This is a genomic window from Streptomyces minutiscleroticus (assembly GCF_014650875.1).
GTDB classification, from domain to species: Bacteria; Actinomycetota; Actinomycetes; order Streptomycetales; family Streptomycetaceae; genus Streptomyces; species Streptomyces minutiscleroticus.
In genome coordinates, this window is sequence record NZ_BMVU01000034.1 from 1 (window position 1) to 13326 (window position 13326).

The 13326-nt window shown below is 71.7% G+C and carries 8 protein-coding genes; 5 read left to right on the forward strand and 3 right to left on the reverse strand.

Annotation, left to right across the window (positions count from 1 at the left end; genetic code table 11):
• Positions 1-994 precede the first annotated feature (994 nt).
• Both IE271_RS27170 and IE271_RS27175 read left to right on the forward strand, forming a co-directional pair.
• Complete coding sequence (locus tag IE271_RS27170; protein ID WP_190193080.1) at positions 995-1900, forward strand: RecB family exonuclease; 906 nt, start codon at positions 995-997, stop codon at positions 1898-1900.
• A 14-nt stretch (positions 1901-1914) separates the two neighbouring features.
• On the forward strand, positions 1915-2586 hold the full coding sequence (locus IE271_RS27175) for a response regulator (RefSeq protein ID WP_190193081.1): 672 nt from the start codon (positions 1915-1917) through the stop codon (positions 2584-2586).
• A 216-nt stretch (positions 2587-2802) separates the two neighbouring features.
• On the opposite strand, the gene IE271_RS27180 is transcribed toward IE271_RS27175, so the two are convergent.
• From IE271_RS27180 to metH, 3 genes are all read right to left on the reverse strand, one after another.
• The gene (locus IE271_RS27180; protein WP_190193082.1) at positions 2803-4410 is read right to left on the reverse strand and encodes an ABC transporter substrate-binding protein; all 1608 of its coding nucleotides are present in this window, start codon (positions 4408-4410) and stop codon (positions 2803-2805) included.
• A gap of 407 nt (positions 4411-4817) precedes the next feature.
• Positions 4818-5579, reverse strand: a complete 762-nt coding sequence (locus IE271_RS27185; RefSeq protein WP_190193083.1) for an HAD family hydrolase — start codon at positions 5577-5579, stop codon at positions 4818-4820.
• A 193-nt stretch (positions 5580-5772) separates the two neighbouring features.
• A complete protein-coding gene (gene metH, locus IE271_RS27190; RefSeq protein ID WP_190193084.1) occupies positions 5773-9285 on the reverse strand; it encodes a methionine synthase in 3513 nt (1170 codons plus the stop codon).
• Between the two features lie 274 nt (positions 9286-9559).
• On the opposite strand from metH, the gene IE271_RS27195 reads away from it, so the two are divergent.
• From IE271_RS27195 to glpK, 3 genes are all read left to right on the forward strand, one after another.
• A complete protein-coding gene (locus tag IE271_RS27195) occupies positions 9560-10324 on the forward strand; it encodes an IclR family transcriptional regulator (protein WP_190193085.1) in 765 nt (254 codons plus the stop codon).
• 585 nt (positions 10325-10909) lie between these two features.
• The gene (locus IE271_RS27200) at positions 10910-11701 is read left to right on the forward strand and encodes an MIP/aquaporin family protein (protein WP_190193086.1); all 792 of its coding nucleotides are present in this window, start codon (positions 10910-10912) and stop codon (positions 11699-11701) included.
• A 71-nt stretch (positions 11702-11772) separates the two neighbouring features.
• On the forward strand, positions 11773-13311 hold the full coding sequence (gene glpK / locus IE271_RS27205; RefSeq protein WP_190193087.1) for a glycerol kinase GlpK: 1539 nt from the start codon (positions 11773-11775) through the stop codon (positions 13309-13311).
• The last annotated feature ends 15 nt before the right edge of the window (positions 13312-13326 follow it).

Genomic DNA, 13326 nt, shown 5'->3' on the forward strand with positions numbered 1-13326 from the left:
CGGGCGGCCGCCCGCACGGTGGGGCCCGGCCGCGTGGCCGCCCGCGTGCCGGGGGCCGGCCGCGTGGCCTTCGCCGCGGAGGGGGGCCGGCGCCGGCCGGCCGGCGCCGGGCGGGGCGGGGGCGGGGCGGGGCGCGGCACCCCCGGGGGGCGTGCCGACGGGGGCGCCGCGCCCGGTACCTTCGGCCGGTGCACCCACGGAGCCGCTTCCGGCGCCTTCAGCCGACTCGCTCGGAAGGCCGTCCCTGGTGCCCTCGGCCGACGCGTCGGCGGGGCCGGTCCCGGTGCTCTCGGCCGGGGCGCGCGAGGGACCGCTGACGGCGCCCTCGGCCGGCGTGCCCCGGAGGCCGCCCCCGGTGCTCCCGGCAGGCGTGTGCGGGAAGTCGTCCCCGGCCCCCTCGGCCGGCGTGTCCGGGAGGCTGTCACCGGGGACCTCGGCGGGAGTGTCCGATGGGCGGTGCGCGGCGTCGTCCCCCGCTCCCGTGCCGGAAGAACGGTTCGGCGCGTTCCCGGCCGGTGCGGCGGAGGGGGCGTCGGCGGGCGGGGCCGCGGGGGCGTCGGCGGCTTCCGTCGCCGGTGGGGTGTCCGGGGGGCCGTCCGCGTCGTCCCTTCCCTCGGCCGGGCGGGTGTCCGGCCCGTCGGGGGCTGCCGTGGGCGTGTCCGGGGTCGGGGCGGGCGCCGGCCGCCGCTCCGGGGGCGGTCGCGTGTCGGGCCCGTCCGGGCGTGCGGTGGCGGCGTCCGGCGCCGCGGGGCGCCCGGTGGTCTCGTCCGTGCCGGACCGCGGCTGCCCGCTCCCGCCGCTCTCGTCCACGATGTCCCCTCGCTCGACGCGTCTCCCGCTCGCGGCCGTGCCGGGCGAGCGGTCTTCGGGGTCGATGGTATGCGGCCGTGGCGGCGCGTTCCGCTCCGGCACCCCTTCTGTTTCCCGTGCCGTGGCGCTCGGTCCGGGGCGTTCGGTGCCGCCGTGTCAGTGACGGGCCGTAAGGTCTGTGGTCATGGAGAACAGCACCGACGGCGTCACCTCGGCCGGGTCGGGCGGCGCCGTGACGGCCTCGCCTCCGGCGTCGCTGTCCCCCTCGCGCGCCGGCGACTTCATGCAGTGCCCGCTGCTGTACCGGTTCCGGGTGATCGACAAGCTGCCCGAGAAGCCGAGCGAGGCGGCCACGCGCGGCACGCTGGTCCACGCGGTGCTGGAGAGACTCTTCGACGCCCCGGCCGCGGACCGCACGGTGCCGCGCGCGAAGTCCCTGATCCCCGGCCAGTGGGAGCAGCTGCGCGAGAAGAGACCGGAGGTCGCCGAGCTGTTCGCGGACGACCCGGACGGCGAGCGGCTCGCGCGCTGGCTGTCGGAGGCCGAGCGGCTGGTGGAGCGCTGGTTCGGCCTGGAGGACCCCACGCGTCTGGAGCCGGCCGAGCGGGAGCTGTTCGTCGAGGCGGAGCTGGACTCCGGGCTGCGGCTGCGCGGCATCATCGACCGCGTCGACGTGGCGCCCACCGGGGAGGTGCGCATCGTCGACTACAAGACGGGCAAGGCGCCGCGCCCCGAGTACGCGGAGGGCGCGCTGTTCCAGATGAAGTTCTACGCCCTGGTGGTGTGGCGGCTGAAGGGCGTGGTGCCGCGCCGCCTGCAGCTCGTCTATCTGGGCAGCGGCGACGTCCTGACCTACGACCCGGTGCCGGCGGATTTGGAGCGAGTGGAGCGCAAGCTGCTCGCGCTGTGGGACGCGATCCGGACGGCGACCGAGACCGGTGACTGGCGGCCGCGGCCGACGAAGCTGTGCGGCTGGTGCGACCACCAGGCGGTCTGCCCCGAGTTCGGGGGCACTCCCCCGCCCTATCCGCTCCCTGTGGTCCCGGCCGGGGCGGACGACGCCGCACAGGGCAGAATGGGGCGGGACTAGCGAAGGAGACTCACGTGGCCATCCGCGTCCTACTGGTCGACGACCAGCCGCTGCTCCGCACGGGGTTCCGGATGATTCTGGAGGCCGAGCAGGACATCGCGGTCGTCGGTGAGGCCGGGGACGGCCTCCAGGCCATCGACCAGGTGCGTGCCCTGCAGCCCGATGTGGTGCTGATGGACATCCGCATGCCGCGGATGGACGGGGTCGAGGCGACCCGGCAGATCACCGGCCCCGGCCGGGACGGTCCGGCGAAGGTGCTGGTGCTGACCACCTTCGACCTGGACGAGTACGTGGTGGAGGCGCTGCGCGCGGGCGCCAGCGGCTTCCTGCTGAAGGACGCCCCGGCGAACGAGCTGGTGCAGGCGATCCGGGTGGTCGCGGCCGGCGAGGCGATGCTGGCGCCCAGCATCACGCGCCGCCTCCTGGACAAGTACGCCGACCATCTTCCCTCGGGCGACGAGCCGGTGCCGGACACCCTGCACACGCTCACCGAGCGCGAGGTGGAGGTCCTGAAGCTGGTGGCGCGCGGGCTGTCGAACGCGGAGATCGCCGCCGACCTGTTCGTCAGCGAGACCACCGTGAAGACCCATGTGGGCCATGTCCTGACCAAGCTCGGCCTGCGCGACCGCGTGCAGGCGGCGGTGTACGCGTACGAGAGCGGGCTGGTGCGGCCGGGGGCGCAGTAGGCGCCTGCGCCCTCCTCCCCGCACGCTCACGACCGACGGCCGAGGGCCCGCCTCCCTTGCGGAGGCGGGCCCTCGGCCGTGTCGGTGGCGCGTGCCGTCCGTTCCCGTGAGGGCGGGTGCGGCGCGGGTGCGGCGGACGCGCCGGTGGCCGGCCCCGCCTCGAAGGGCGGGACCGGCCACCGGATGTGTCGCTTCCTTACGGGCCCGAGGGCCGGCTCAGTTCTCGCTGACGCCCCGGCCCAGCTCCCACAGCTGGAGCGTGGAGGAGGAGTTCAGCGCGTAGTCGGCGCCGGTGATGTCGTCCCGGGCGGCGAGGTACTGCTTGCCCTGCCAGATCGGCAGCAGCGGCACGTCGTCGGCGATGATGGTCTGGATCTTGTCGAAGTCCTCGGCGGCCGTCAGACGGTCGGCCTCGCGGCGGGAGTCGGGGATCAGCTTGCCGCGGATCTCGCTGTTGTTGTACGGCGAGGCGATGGTGTTGTCCTTGTCCAGGAACGGCGTGATGTAGGTCTCGGCGTCCGGGAAGTCGGGGAACCAGCCCATGCCGTAGACGTCGAACTTGTTCTCACGCTGGGCCGGGCGGTACGTGGACCACTCCTCGCCCTTGACGTCCACGTCGAACAGGCCGGTGTCGTTGAGCTGCTTGGCGAGCAGCTCGAACTCCTCCTTGGTGGCCGAGCCGTAGTGGTCGGTGGTGTAGTTCATGGTGAACTTCACCGGCGTGGAGACGTTCGCCTCGGTCAGCAGCGCCTTGGCCTTGGACGCGCTCGGCTCGCCGTACTTGTTGAAGAACGAGTTGGCGTGGCCGGTGATGGTGGCCGGGACCATCGAGTACAGCGGGTCGGCGGCCGAGCCGTAGACCTTGGAGGTCAGCTCGCCGCGGTTGATGACCTGGGCGACCGCCTGGCGGACGGCCTTGTCCTTGACCGTGTCGGCCTCGGTGTTGAAGCCGATGTAGCGGATCTCCAGGCCGGGGAGCTCGACGAGGTCGATGTTCGAGCTGTTGTTGTTCTGGTACTTCTTGACCTGGTCCGGCGAGATGGTGCGGGTCATCAGGTCGATGTCGCCCTTGTCGAGGGCGGCGCCCATCGCGGTGTCGCTCTTGAAGGAGCGCAGCTCGACCTTGTCGTTCTTGACCTTCAGCGTGCCCTTGTAGTTGGGGTTCTTGGTGAAGACGGCCTTGACCAGCTCGTTGTTCTTCACCTCGGCCTCCATCGTGTACGGGCCCGAGCCGTCGATCTGGAAGCCGTCGCGCAGCTTGTCCTTGGCGTAGTCCTCGGAGTTGACGATGGCGGCGACCGGCGTGGAGAGCTTGAAGGGGAAGGTCGCGTCCGCGGTGTTGAGGTGGAAGATCACCTCGCGGTCGCCCTGCGTCTCCACGGTGTCGACGGTGGACAGCAGCGCGAAGACGCCGGTGTCGGCCTCGATGTCGAGCACGCGGTCGATCGAGTACTTCACGTCGGCGGCGGTGATGGCCTTGCCGCTGGCGAACTTGAGGCCCTTGCGCAGCGTGCAGGCGTAGCGCTCGTTGCCGGTGTCGGTGAAGCCGCACTTCTCGGCGGCCTCGGGCTCGGGGTCGCCACCGCCGTTCGGCATGGTCATCAGCGTCTGCAGCGTCTGGCGCAGGACGTTCCAGCCGCCGATGTCGTAGGTGTACGCCGGGTCCAGCGGGGCCGTCATCTCCGCCGTGGCGGTGAACCGGTCCGTGGTACCGACGACGATGGCTTCGCCGCCCTTGCTCTCGCTATCGGACCCGCCACACGCAACGAGGACCGGCGCGAGCAGGCCGACCACGGCCGGCAGCACCAAAGTCTTACGGTTCATGCTCGAAGTTCTCCAGAGCTGTCGAACCCGCGAACCCGACATGCTGGGGTGTTGCGGGCGGGGTCACAGGGGTTGCGGCGATGATTCTGGCGATGAGATTAGTCCGCCTCGGCGCACCCCTTCCCCGGGGTCTCGACGAAGGTCCCGTCACACTGCGAAACCGGGTGCGGACGCACCGAAAACCAGACAGTGGAAGGATTGGCGCAGCCTTCTACCAAACAGGACACAAGGGCACGCGCTGCCGCGCGAAAAGGGGGCCGACAGCACAGGAAGACTGCGCTGTCGACCCCCTGTCACGTGGGGAACGTCACACCCTCAAGTCGGTTAGAGGCCGCTGCGATTCGGCCATTCGGCGAGGAATGGGGGTATCCGGACGGCCCCCGTGTCCGCGCGGACCCCGGTCGCTCTCACGCTGAGTGAGGAGCCGGCGTCTGACCTTCGCTCAGCAGACCGTGCAGGAAGGGCAGATCGACCTCTTCCAGCGAGGGCACGACCGTGCGGCGGGCTGCCGGGGCGATGGGTGCCACGGAGGGCACCGCGACGACGTGGCAGCCGGCCGCCTCCGCGGCGGCGACACCGGTGGCGGTGTCCTCGATGACGGCGCACCGGGCCGGGTCCGCGTCGAGGCCCGCGGCCGCGATCAGGTACGGGTCGGGGTGCGGCTTGGTGCGCTCCACCTCGTCGCCGGCGACGGTCAGGGTGAAGTGCTGCGGGCCGAGCGAGGTGAGGACGCGGTCGATGATGCGCCGGTGCGAGGCGGAGACCAGGGCCGTGGGGACCCGGTGGGCGGCGAGTTCGGCCAGCAGTCTCGCGGCGCCCGGCATCAGCGGCAGGTCCCGGCCGATGCGCTCCTCGAAGCCGGTGTTGAGCAGCGCCATCAGGTCGGCGAGGGGGATGTCGGAGCCGGTGGCCTGGATGAGGAATCCCGCGCTGCGGGTCATGGGGCCGCCGACCACCACGTGCCGCCAGGCGTCGTCGAGCGTGTGGCCCAGCGCGGCGAACACCTCGACCTCGACGTCCCACCAGAACCCCTCGGTGTCCACGAGGGTGCCGTCCATGTCGAGGAGCACGGCCTGCAGGGCGGAGCCCCGGGCCGGTGGGATCTCCCCTGCTCGAACGGTGTCGAGAGCATGGGGAAGGGCACCGAGTGCGGGAACCGTACTGGTCATCCGGGCACCTCCAGAAGGGACGAAGAGGCCGGCTCCGCGGGGGAACCGGCCTGAACGGGACCGACCAGTGTACGTCGCCTCTCCGGGAAATGCCTGACAAGTCCGTCACATCCGCGGGTCATGGCGCCTTCCGGGCGGGTGGACCCGGGCCCCGGCCGGGGTTCCGGCCGGGGCTGTCCGGGACCGTGCGGCCTCAGCGGGCGTTGAAGTACTTGGCTTCGGGGTGGTGGATGACGATGGCGTCGGTGGACTGCTCGGGGTGGAGCTGGAACTCCTCGGAGAGGTGGACGCCGATGCGCTCGGGCCGCAGCAGTTCGGCGATCTTGGCGCGGTCCTCCAGGTCGGGGCAGGCACCGTAGCCGAGGGAGAAGCGGGCGCCGCGGTACTTCAGCGCGAACATGTCCTCCATCGCGGCCGGGTCCTCGCCCGCGAAGCCCAGCTCGGCGCGGACCCGGGCGTGCCAGTACTCGGCGAGCGCCTCGGCCAGCTGCACGGACAGGCCGTGCAGCTCGAGGTAGTCGCGGTAGGCGTTGCCCTCGAACAGGCGGGCGGTCTCCTCGCCGATGCGGGAGCCGATGGTGACGACCTGCAGGCCGACGACGTCGGTCTCGCCGGACTCCTCCGGGCGGAAGAAGTCGGCCAGGCACAGCCGGCGGCCGCGGCGCTGGCGCGGGAAGGTGAAGCGGGTGCGCTCGTTGCCGGACTCGTCCAGCAGGATCAGGTCGTCGTCCTTGGAGACGCACGGGAAGTAGCCGTGGACGACGGCCGCTTCGAGCAGGTTGTCGGTCTGGAGGCGGTCGAGCAGGCCGCGCAGTCTGGGCCGGCCCTCGCTCTCCACCAGCTCCTCGTAGGTGGGGCCGTCGCCGGTGCGGGCCTGCTTCAGGCCCCACTGGCCCTTGAACAGCGCGCCCTCGTCCAGCCAGGAGGCGTACTCCTTGAGCTGGATGCCCTTGACGACGCGGGTGCCCCAGAACGGGGGCTCGGGGACGGGGTTGTCGGTGGCCACGTCGGAGCGCACCGAGCCCTCCTCCGGCCGCTCCTCGACGACCGCCTGGGCCGCCGGGCGCACGCGGCGCTGCCTGAGCTCGGGCAGGGCGGCGCCGGGCACGCCGCGCTTGACCGCGATGAGGGCGTCCATCAGGCGCAGGCCCTCGAAGGCGTCGCGGGCGTAGCGGACCTCGCCCTGGTAGATCTCGTGCAGGTCCTGCTCGACGTAGGCGCGGGTCAGCGCGGCGCCGCCGAGGATGACCGGGTAACGGGCGGCCAGTTCGCGCTGGTTGAGCTCCTCCAGGTTCTCCTTCATGATCACCGTGGACTTCACCAGCAGGCCGGACATGCCGATGACGTCGGCCCGGTGCTCCTCGGCGGCCTCCAGGATCGCGGAGACGGGCTGCTTGATGCCGAGGTTGACGACGTTGTAGCCGTTGTTGGACAGGATGATGTCGACCAGGTTCTTGCCGATGTCGTGCACGTCGCCGCGGACGGTGGCCAGCACGATGGTGCCCTTGCCCTCGGCGTCGGACTTCTCCATGTGCGGCTCCAGGTGGGCGACCGCGGCCTTCATCACCTCGGCGGACTGCAGCACGAACGGCAGCTGCATCTGCCCGGAGCCGAACAGGTCGCCGACGACCTTCATGCCGTCCAGCAGCGTGTCGTTGACGATGTCCAGCGCCGGGCGCTCGGTGAGGGCCTCGTCCAGGTCGGCCTCCAGGCCGTTGCGCTCGCCGTCGATGATGCGGCGCTTGAGCCGCTCCTCCAGAGGGAGCGCGGCCAGCTCCTCGGCCTTGCCCGCCTTCAGGGACTTGGCGGTGGCGCCCTCGAACAGCTGCATGAGCTTCTGCAGCGGGTCGTAGCCCTCGCGGCGCCGGTCGTAGATCAGGTCCAGGGCGGTGGTGACCTGCTCCTCGTCGAAGCGGGCGATGGGCAGAATCTTGGAGGCGTGCACGATCGCCGAGTCCAGGCCGGCCTTGACGCACTCGTCCAGGAAGACGGAGTTGAGCAGGATGCGCGCGGCCGGGTTCAGGCCGAAGGAGATGTTGGACAGGCCCAGCGTGGTCTGCACGTCCGGGTGGCGCTTCTTGAGCTCGCGGATGGCCTCGATGGTGGCGAGGCCGTCTCCGCGGGACTCCTCCTGGCCGGTGCAGATGGTGAAGGTCAGGGTGTCGACGAGGATGTCGGACTCGCGGATGCCCCAGTTCCCGGTCAGGTCGGCGATCAGCCGCTCGGCGATCTCGACCTTCTTCTCGGGCGTGCGGGCCTGGCCCTCCTCGTCGATGGTCAGCGCGATCAGCGCCGCGCCGTGCTCCCGCGCCAGCGCCGTGACCTTCGCGAACCGCGAGTCGGGGCCGTCGCCGTCCTCGTAGTTCACCGAGTTGATCACCGCGCGGCCGCCCAGCTTCTCCAGGCCCGCCCGGATGACGTCGACCTCGGTGGAGTCCAGCACGATCGGCAGCGTGGAGGCGGTGGCGAAGCGGCCGGCCAGCTCCTCCATGTCGGCCACCCCGTCGCGGCCCACGTAGTCCACGCACAGGTCCAGCATGTGCGCGCCCTCGCGGATCTGCTCGCGCGCCATCTCCACGCAGTCGTCCCAGCGGCCCTGGAGCATGGCCTCGCGGAACTTCTTCGACCCGTTGGCGTTCGTGCGCTCGCCGATCGCCAGGTACGAGGTGTCCTGCCGGAAGGGCACCGCCTGGTAGAGGGAGGCGGCACCGGGTTCCGGGCGGGGCTCGCGCTCGGTGGGGGTGAGGTCGCGGACCCGCTCCACGACCTGGCGCAGGTGCTCGGGCGTGGTGCCGCAGCAGCCGCCCACCAGGGACAGGCCGTACTCGCGCACGAACGTCTCCTGCGCGTCGGCCAGCTCGGGCGCGCTCAGCGGGTAGTGGGCGCCGTCCTTGCCGAGGACCGGCAGGCCCGCGTTGGGCATGCAGGACAGCGGGACGCGCGCGTGGCGGGCCAGGTGGCGCAGGTGCTCGCTCATCTCGGCCGGGCCGGTGGCGCAGTTCAGGCCGATCATGTCGATGCCCAGCGGCTCCAGCGCCGTCAGCGCCGCGCCGATCTCGGAGCCCAGCAGCATCGTGCCGGTGGTCTCGACGGTCACGGAGACGATCACCGGCAGGTCGAGGCCGGAGACCTCCAGGGCACGGCGGGCGCCCAGGACGGCGGCCTTGGTCTGCAGCAGGTCCTGGGTGGTCTCCACCAGCAGCGCGTCGGCGCCGCCCGCGATCATGCCCTCGGCGTTCTGCTGGTAGGCGTCGCGCAGCTTGACGTACGGGGCGTGTCCCAGCGTGGGCAGCTTGGTCCCCGGGCCCATGGAGCCCAGCACCCAGCGCTGCCGGCCGTCCCGGGCGCCGAACTCGTCGGCCACCTCGCGGGCGATGCGGGCGCCGGCCTCGGACAGCTCGTGCACACGGTCGGCGATGTCGTACTCGCCCAGGGCCGCGAAGTTCGCGCCGAAGGTGTTGGTCTCCACGCAGTCCACGCCGACGGCGAAGTACGCCTCGTGCACCGAGCGCACGATGTCGGGCCGGGTGAGGTTCAGGATCTCGTTGCAGCCCTCGAGGTTCTCGAAGTCTTCGAGCGTGGGGTCCTGCGCCTGGAGCATCGTGCCCATGGCCCCGTCGGCGACCACCACACGGGTGGCGAACGCCTCACGGAGCGCTGCGGCGCGGGTCCGGCTGTCGGTGGAGGGTGTAGGCAACGAGGCCATGAAGAAGCTCCCTGGAGTGCGACGGCTGTCGGCTATGCGGCTTCCCGGAGGAGGCGCACGCAGCCAGAGTAGCCGGGAGCGGCACGGGACCGCGGGGCAGTCCACGGGCCGGACGGGGCGTGGCGTGCGCCACGCCCTCGGAGGGTCGAATGCCGCCATCGGTTGCGACCGCGTATTAGCGGCAGGTCGGCAACGACCGATACTGTTCAGCATTGTCGAACGGCGGCACGGAGCCGCGCGTCGACGGTCGAAGAGGACGAAAGGCGGGACTGCGATGGCACGGAACATCCAGTCGCTCGAACGGGCGGCCGCGATGCTGCGCCTGCTCGCGGGCGGTGAGCGACGGCTCGGCCTGTCGGACATCGCCTCCTCGCTCGGCCTCGCCAAGGGCACCGCCCACGGCATACTGCGCACCCTCCAGCAGGAGGGCTTCGTCGAGCAGGACGCGGCGTCGGGCCGGTACCAGCTGGGCGCGGAGCTGCTGCGTCTCGGCACCACGTACCTGGACGTGCACGAGCTGCGGGCGCGGGCCCTGGTGTGGACCGACGACCTGGCCCGTGCCAGCGGCGAGAGCGTCTACCTGGGGGTCCTGCACCAGCAGGGCGTGCTGATCGTGCACCACGTCTTCCGGCCCGACGACAGCCGCCAGGTCCTGGAGGTCGGCGCCATGCAGCCGCTGCACTCCACGGCCCTCGGCAAGGTCCTGGCGGCGTACGACCCGGTGGCGCACAGCGAGGCGCTGGAGGCCGAGCGCAAGGTGTTCACGCCGCGCACCGTCAGCGGGCCGGATGCCTTCGAGGAGGTCCTGGACCTGACCCGGGCGCGCGGGTACGCCACCGACGTCGAGGAGACCTGGACGGGCGTCGCCTCGCTGGCCGCGCCCATCCACGACCGCCGGCGCATGCCGGTCGGCGCGGTGGGCATCACGGGGGCGGTCGAGCGGGTCTGCAAGGACGGCGAGGTGCGCCCCGAGCTGATCGCGTCGGTCCGCGACTGCGCCCGGGCGGTCTCCCGGGACCTGGGCGCGGGACGGTTCTGAGGCGCCCGCGGGGCACCCTCCCGCTCGGGCGCCGCGCGAACACCGTTCGCCCACCGTCCACCTCCCCGGCCCGGCGCCGCACGCCTCCCCGGCCCAGGCGCCGCGTGTCCGCCCGGCCCGCGCGCGGCACACCTTCCCGGCCCGGCGACCGTCCGCCTCCCAGGCCGGGCGCCGCACGCCCTCCCGGCCCGCCCGCCGCACACCCGCCCCGGCGGGTACGCGCCCGCCCGCAGCTCAGCCGCCGGGAGGCGCGTGCTCCGCACGTGCACGGGCGTGCCGGGACACCCGGCCCCACCTCCGGGAAGCACCTCCGAGGCACCCCGTCCCTCACCGTGGGCAGCGTGCGCGCGACGTCCCGTTCGCACCCCCTCGTAACGATCGTGCTTTCGACAACAGAACCCTTGACGCGCTGGTCACAGCGGAGCGAGACTCCCGTCCATCGGTCGGCATTGTCGAACACCTACCGGCAATAAGCGTTAGAGTGTGACAACGCCAGGGCCGGCAACGACCTCGCCCCCTGAGGTCGCGGGCACCGGAGGGATCCGGGGTCCGCCTTTCCCTGGACGAAGGACAAAGGAGTCGCGGGTGTCCAGCTCCGACATCTTCATCGGCGAGACCATCGGTACCGCCGTGCTCATCCTGCTGGGCGGTGGCGTGTGCGCCGCCGTCACTCTCAAGCGCTCGAAGGCGCAGAACGCCGGCTGGCTCGCGATCACGTTCGGCTGGGGCTTCGCGGTCCTGGCCGGCGCGTACCTCGCGGGCGGTGTCTCCGGCGCCCACCTGAACCCTGCGGTCACGATCGGCCTCGCCGTCGAGGGCGGCACCGAGTGGAGCGACGTCCCGCTCTACCTCGGCTCGCAGCTCCTCGGCGCGATGATCGGCGCCTTCCTGGTCTGGATCACCTACTACGGGCAGTTCCGGGCCCACCTGACGGATCCCGAGATCCTCGCCGCGCAGCCGCTGGAGGAGGGCCTGGTCGACCAGGAGACCGCGCCGAAGGCGGGCCCCGTGCTCGGCGTCTTCTCCACCGGCCCGGAGATCCGCAACGCCGTGCAGAACCTCGCCACGGAGATCATCGCCACCGTGGTGCTGGTCCTCGGCATCCTGACCCAGGGCCTGAACGACGACGGCAACGGCCTCGGGGTGCTGGGCGCCCTGGTGACCGCACTGCTGGTCGTGGGCATCGGCCTCTCGCTCGGCGGTCCGACCGGGTACGCCATCAACCCGGTCCGCGACCTCGGTCCGCGCATCGTGCACAGCCTGCTGCCGCTGCCGAACAAGGGCGGCTCGGACTGGGGCTACGCCTGGGTCCCGGTCGTGGGCCCGCTGATCGGCGGCGCCGTCGCCGGAGGCCTCTACAACATCGCCTTCAAGTGACGCGCCGACCGACCGCCGTCACCACGCCCGAGAACGACACCGAGAGCCACCGAGAGCCAGGGAGCACCACCGTGAGCGACGCCCACACCGCCGGCCCCTTCATCGCCGCCATCGACCAGGGCACCACGTCCAGCCGCTGCATCGTCTTCGACCGGGACGGCCGCATCGTCTCCGTCGACCAGAAGGAGCACGAGCAGATCTTCCCCAAGCCGGGCTGGGTCGAGCACGACGCCACCGAGATCTGGACCAACGTCCAAGAGGTCGTGGCCGGCGCGATCGAGAAGGCGGGCATCACCCGCGACGACATCAAGGCCATCGGCATCACCAACCAGCGCGAGACGACGCTGCTGTGGGACAAGAACACCGGTGAGCCCGTCCACAACGCCATCGTGTGGCAGGACACCCGTACCGACGCCCTCTGCCGTGAGCTGGGCCGCAACGTCGGCCAGGACCGCTTCCGCCGCGAGACCGGCCTCCCCCTGGCCTCCTACTTCGCGGGCCCGAAGGCGCGCTGGCTGCTGGACAACGTGGAGGGCCTCAGAGAGCGCGCCGAGGCCGGCGACATCCTCTTCGGCACCATGGACTCCTGGGTCATCTGGAACCTGACGGGCGGCGTGAACGGCGGCCGGCACGTCACGGACGTGACCAACGCCTCGCGCACCCTGCTGATGAACCTGCGCAAGATGGAGTGGGACGAGCGCATCTGCGACTCCATCGGCGTCCCCGTGCAGATGCTGCCGGAGATCCGCTCCTCCGCCGAGGTGTACGGCGAGATCAGCGGCGGCCCGCTGGGCGAGCTGCTGGGCGGCATCCCGGTCGCCTCCGCGCTCGGCGACCAGCAGGCGGCCCTGTTCGGCCAGACCTGCTTCTCCGAGGGCGAGGCCAAGTCCACGTACGGCACCGGCACCTTCATGCTGATGAACACCGGCGACCGGGTGATCAACAGCTACAGCGGCCTGCTGACCACCGTGGGCTACCGGATCGGCGACCAGAAGCCGGTCTACGCCCTGGAGGGCTCCATCGCCGTCACCGGTTCGCTGGTGCAGTGGATGCGCGACCAGATGGGCCTGATCAGCACCGCCGCCGAGATCGAGACGCTCGCCTCGTCGGTGGAGGACAATGGAGGGGCGTACTTCGTCCCGGCGTTCTCCGGTCTGTTCGCCCCGTACTGGCGCCCCGACGCGCGCGGCGTGATCGCCGGCCTGACCCGCTACGTGACGAAGGCGCACATCGCGCGGGCCGTCCTGGAGGCCACGGCCTGGCAGACCCGCGAGATCAGCGACGCCATGACCAAGGACTCGGGTGTCGAACTGACCGCCCTCAAGGTGGACGGCGGCATGACCTCGAACAACCTGCTGATGCAGACCATCTCGGACTTCCTGGACGCACCCGTGGTGCGCCCGATGGTCGCCGAGACGACCTGCCTCGGCGCCGCCTACGCCGCCGGCCTGGCCGTCGGCTTCTGGAACAGCACCGACGACCTGCGCGCCAACTGGCGCCGGGCCGCCGAGTGGACGCCCAACCTGGCCGCGGAGACCCGCGACCGCGAGTACAAGAACTGGCTCAAGGCCGTGGAGCGGACCATGGGCTGGCTCGAGGACGAGAACTGACGAGGAGCAACACCC

What these genes read in the sequence shown, in the direction of transcription:
- IE271_RS27170 (WP_190193080.1), top strand. Translation starts at nt 995, where the DNA reads ATGGAGAACAGCACCGACGGCGTCACCTCGGCCGGGTCGGGCGGCGCC.
- IE271_RS27180 (WP_190193082.1), bottom strand. Translation starts at nt 4,410, where the DNA reads ATGAACCGTAAGACTTTGGTGCTGCCGGCCGTGGTCGGCCTGCTCGCG.
- IE271_RS27185 (WP_190193083.1), bottom strand. Translation starts at nt 5,579, where the DNA reads ATGACCAGTACGGTTCCCGCACTCGGTGCCCTTCCCCATGCTCTCGAC.
- metH (WP_190193084.1), bottom strand. Translation starts at nt 9,285, where the DNA reads ATGGCCTCGTTGCCTACACCCTCCACCGACAGCCGGACCCGCGCCGCA.
- IE271_RS27195 (WP_190193085.1), top strand. Translation starts at nt 9,560, where the DNA reads ATGGCACGGAACATCCAGTCGCTCGAACGGGCGGCCGCGATGCTGCGC.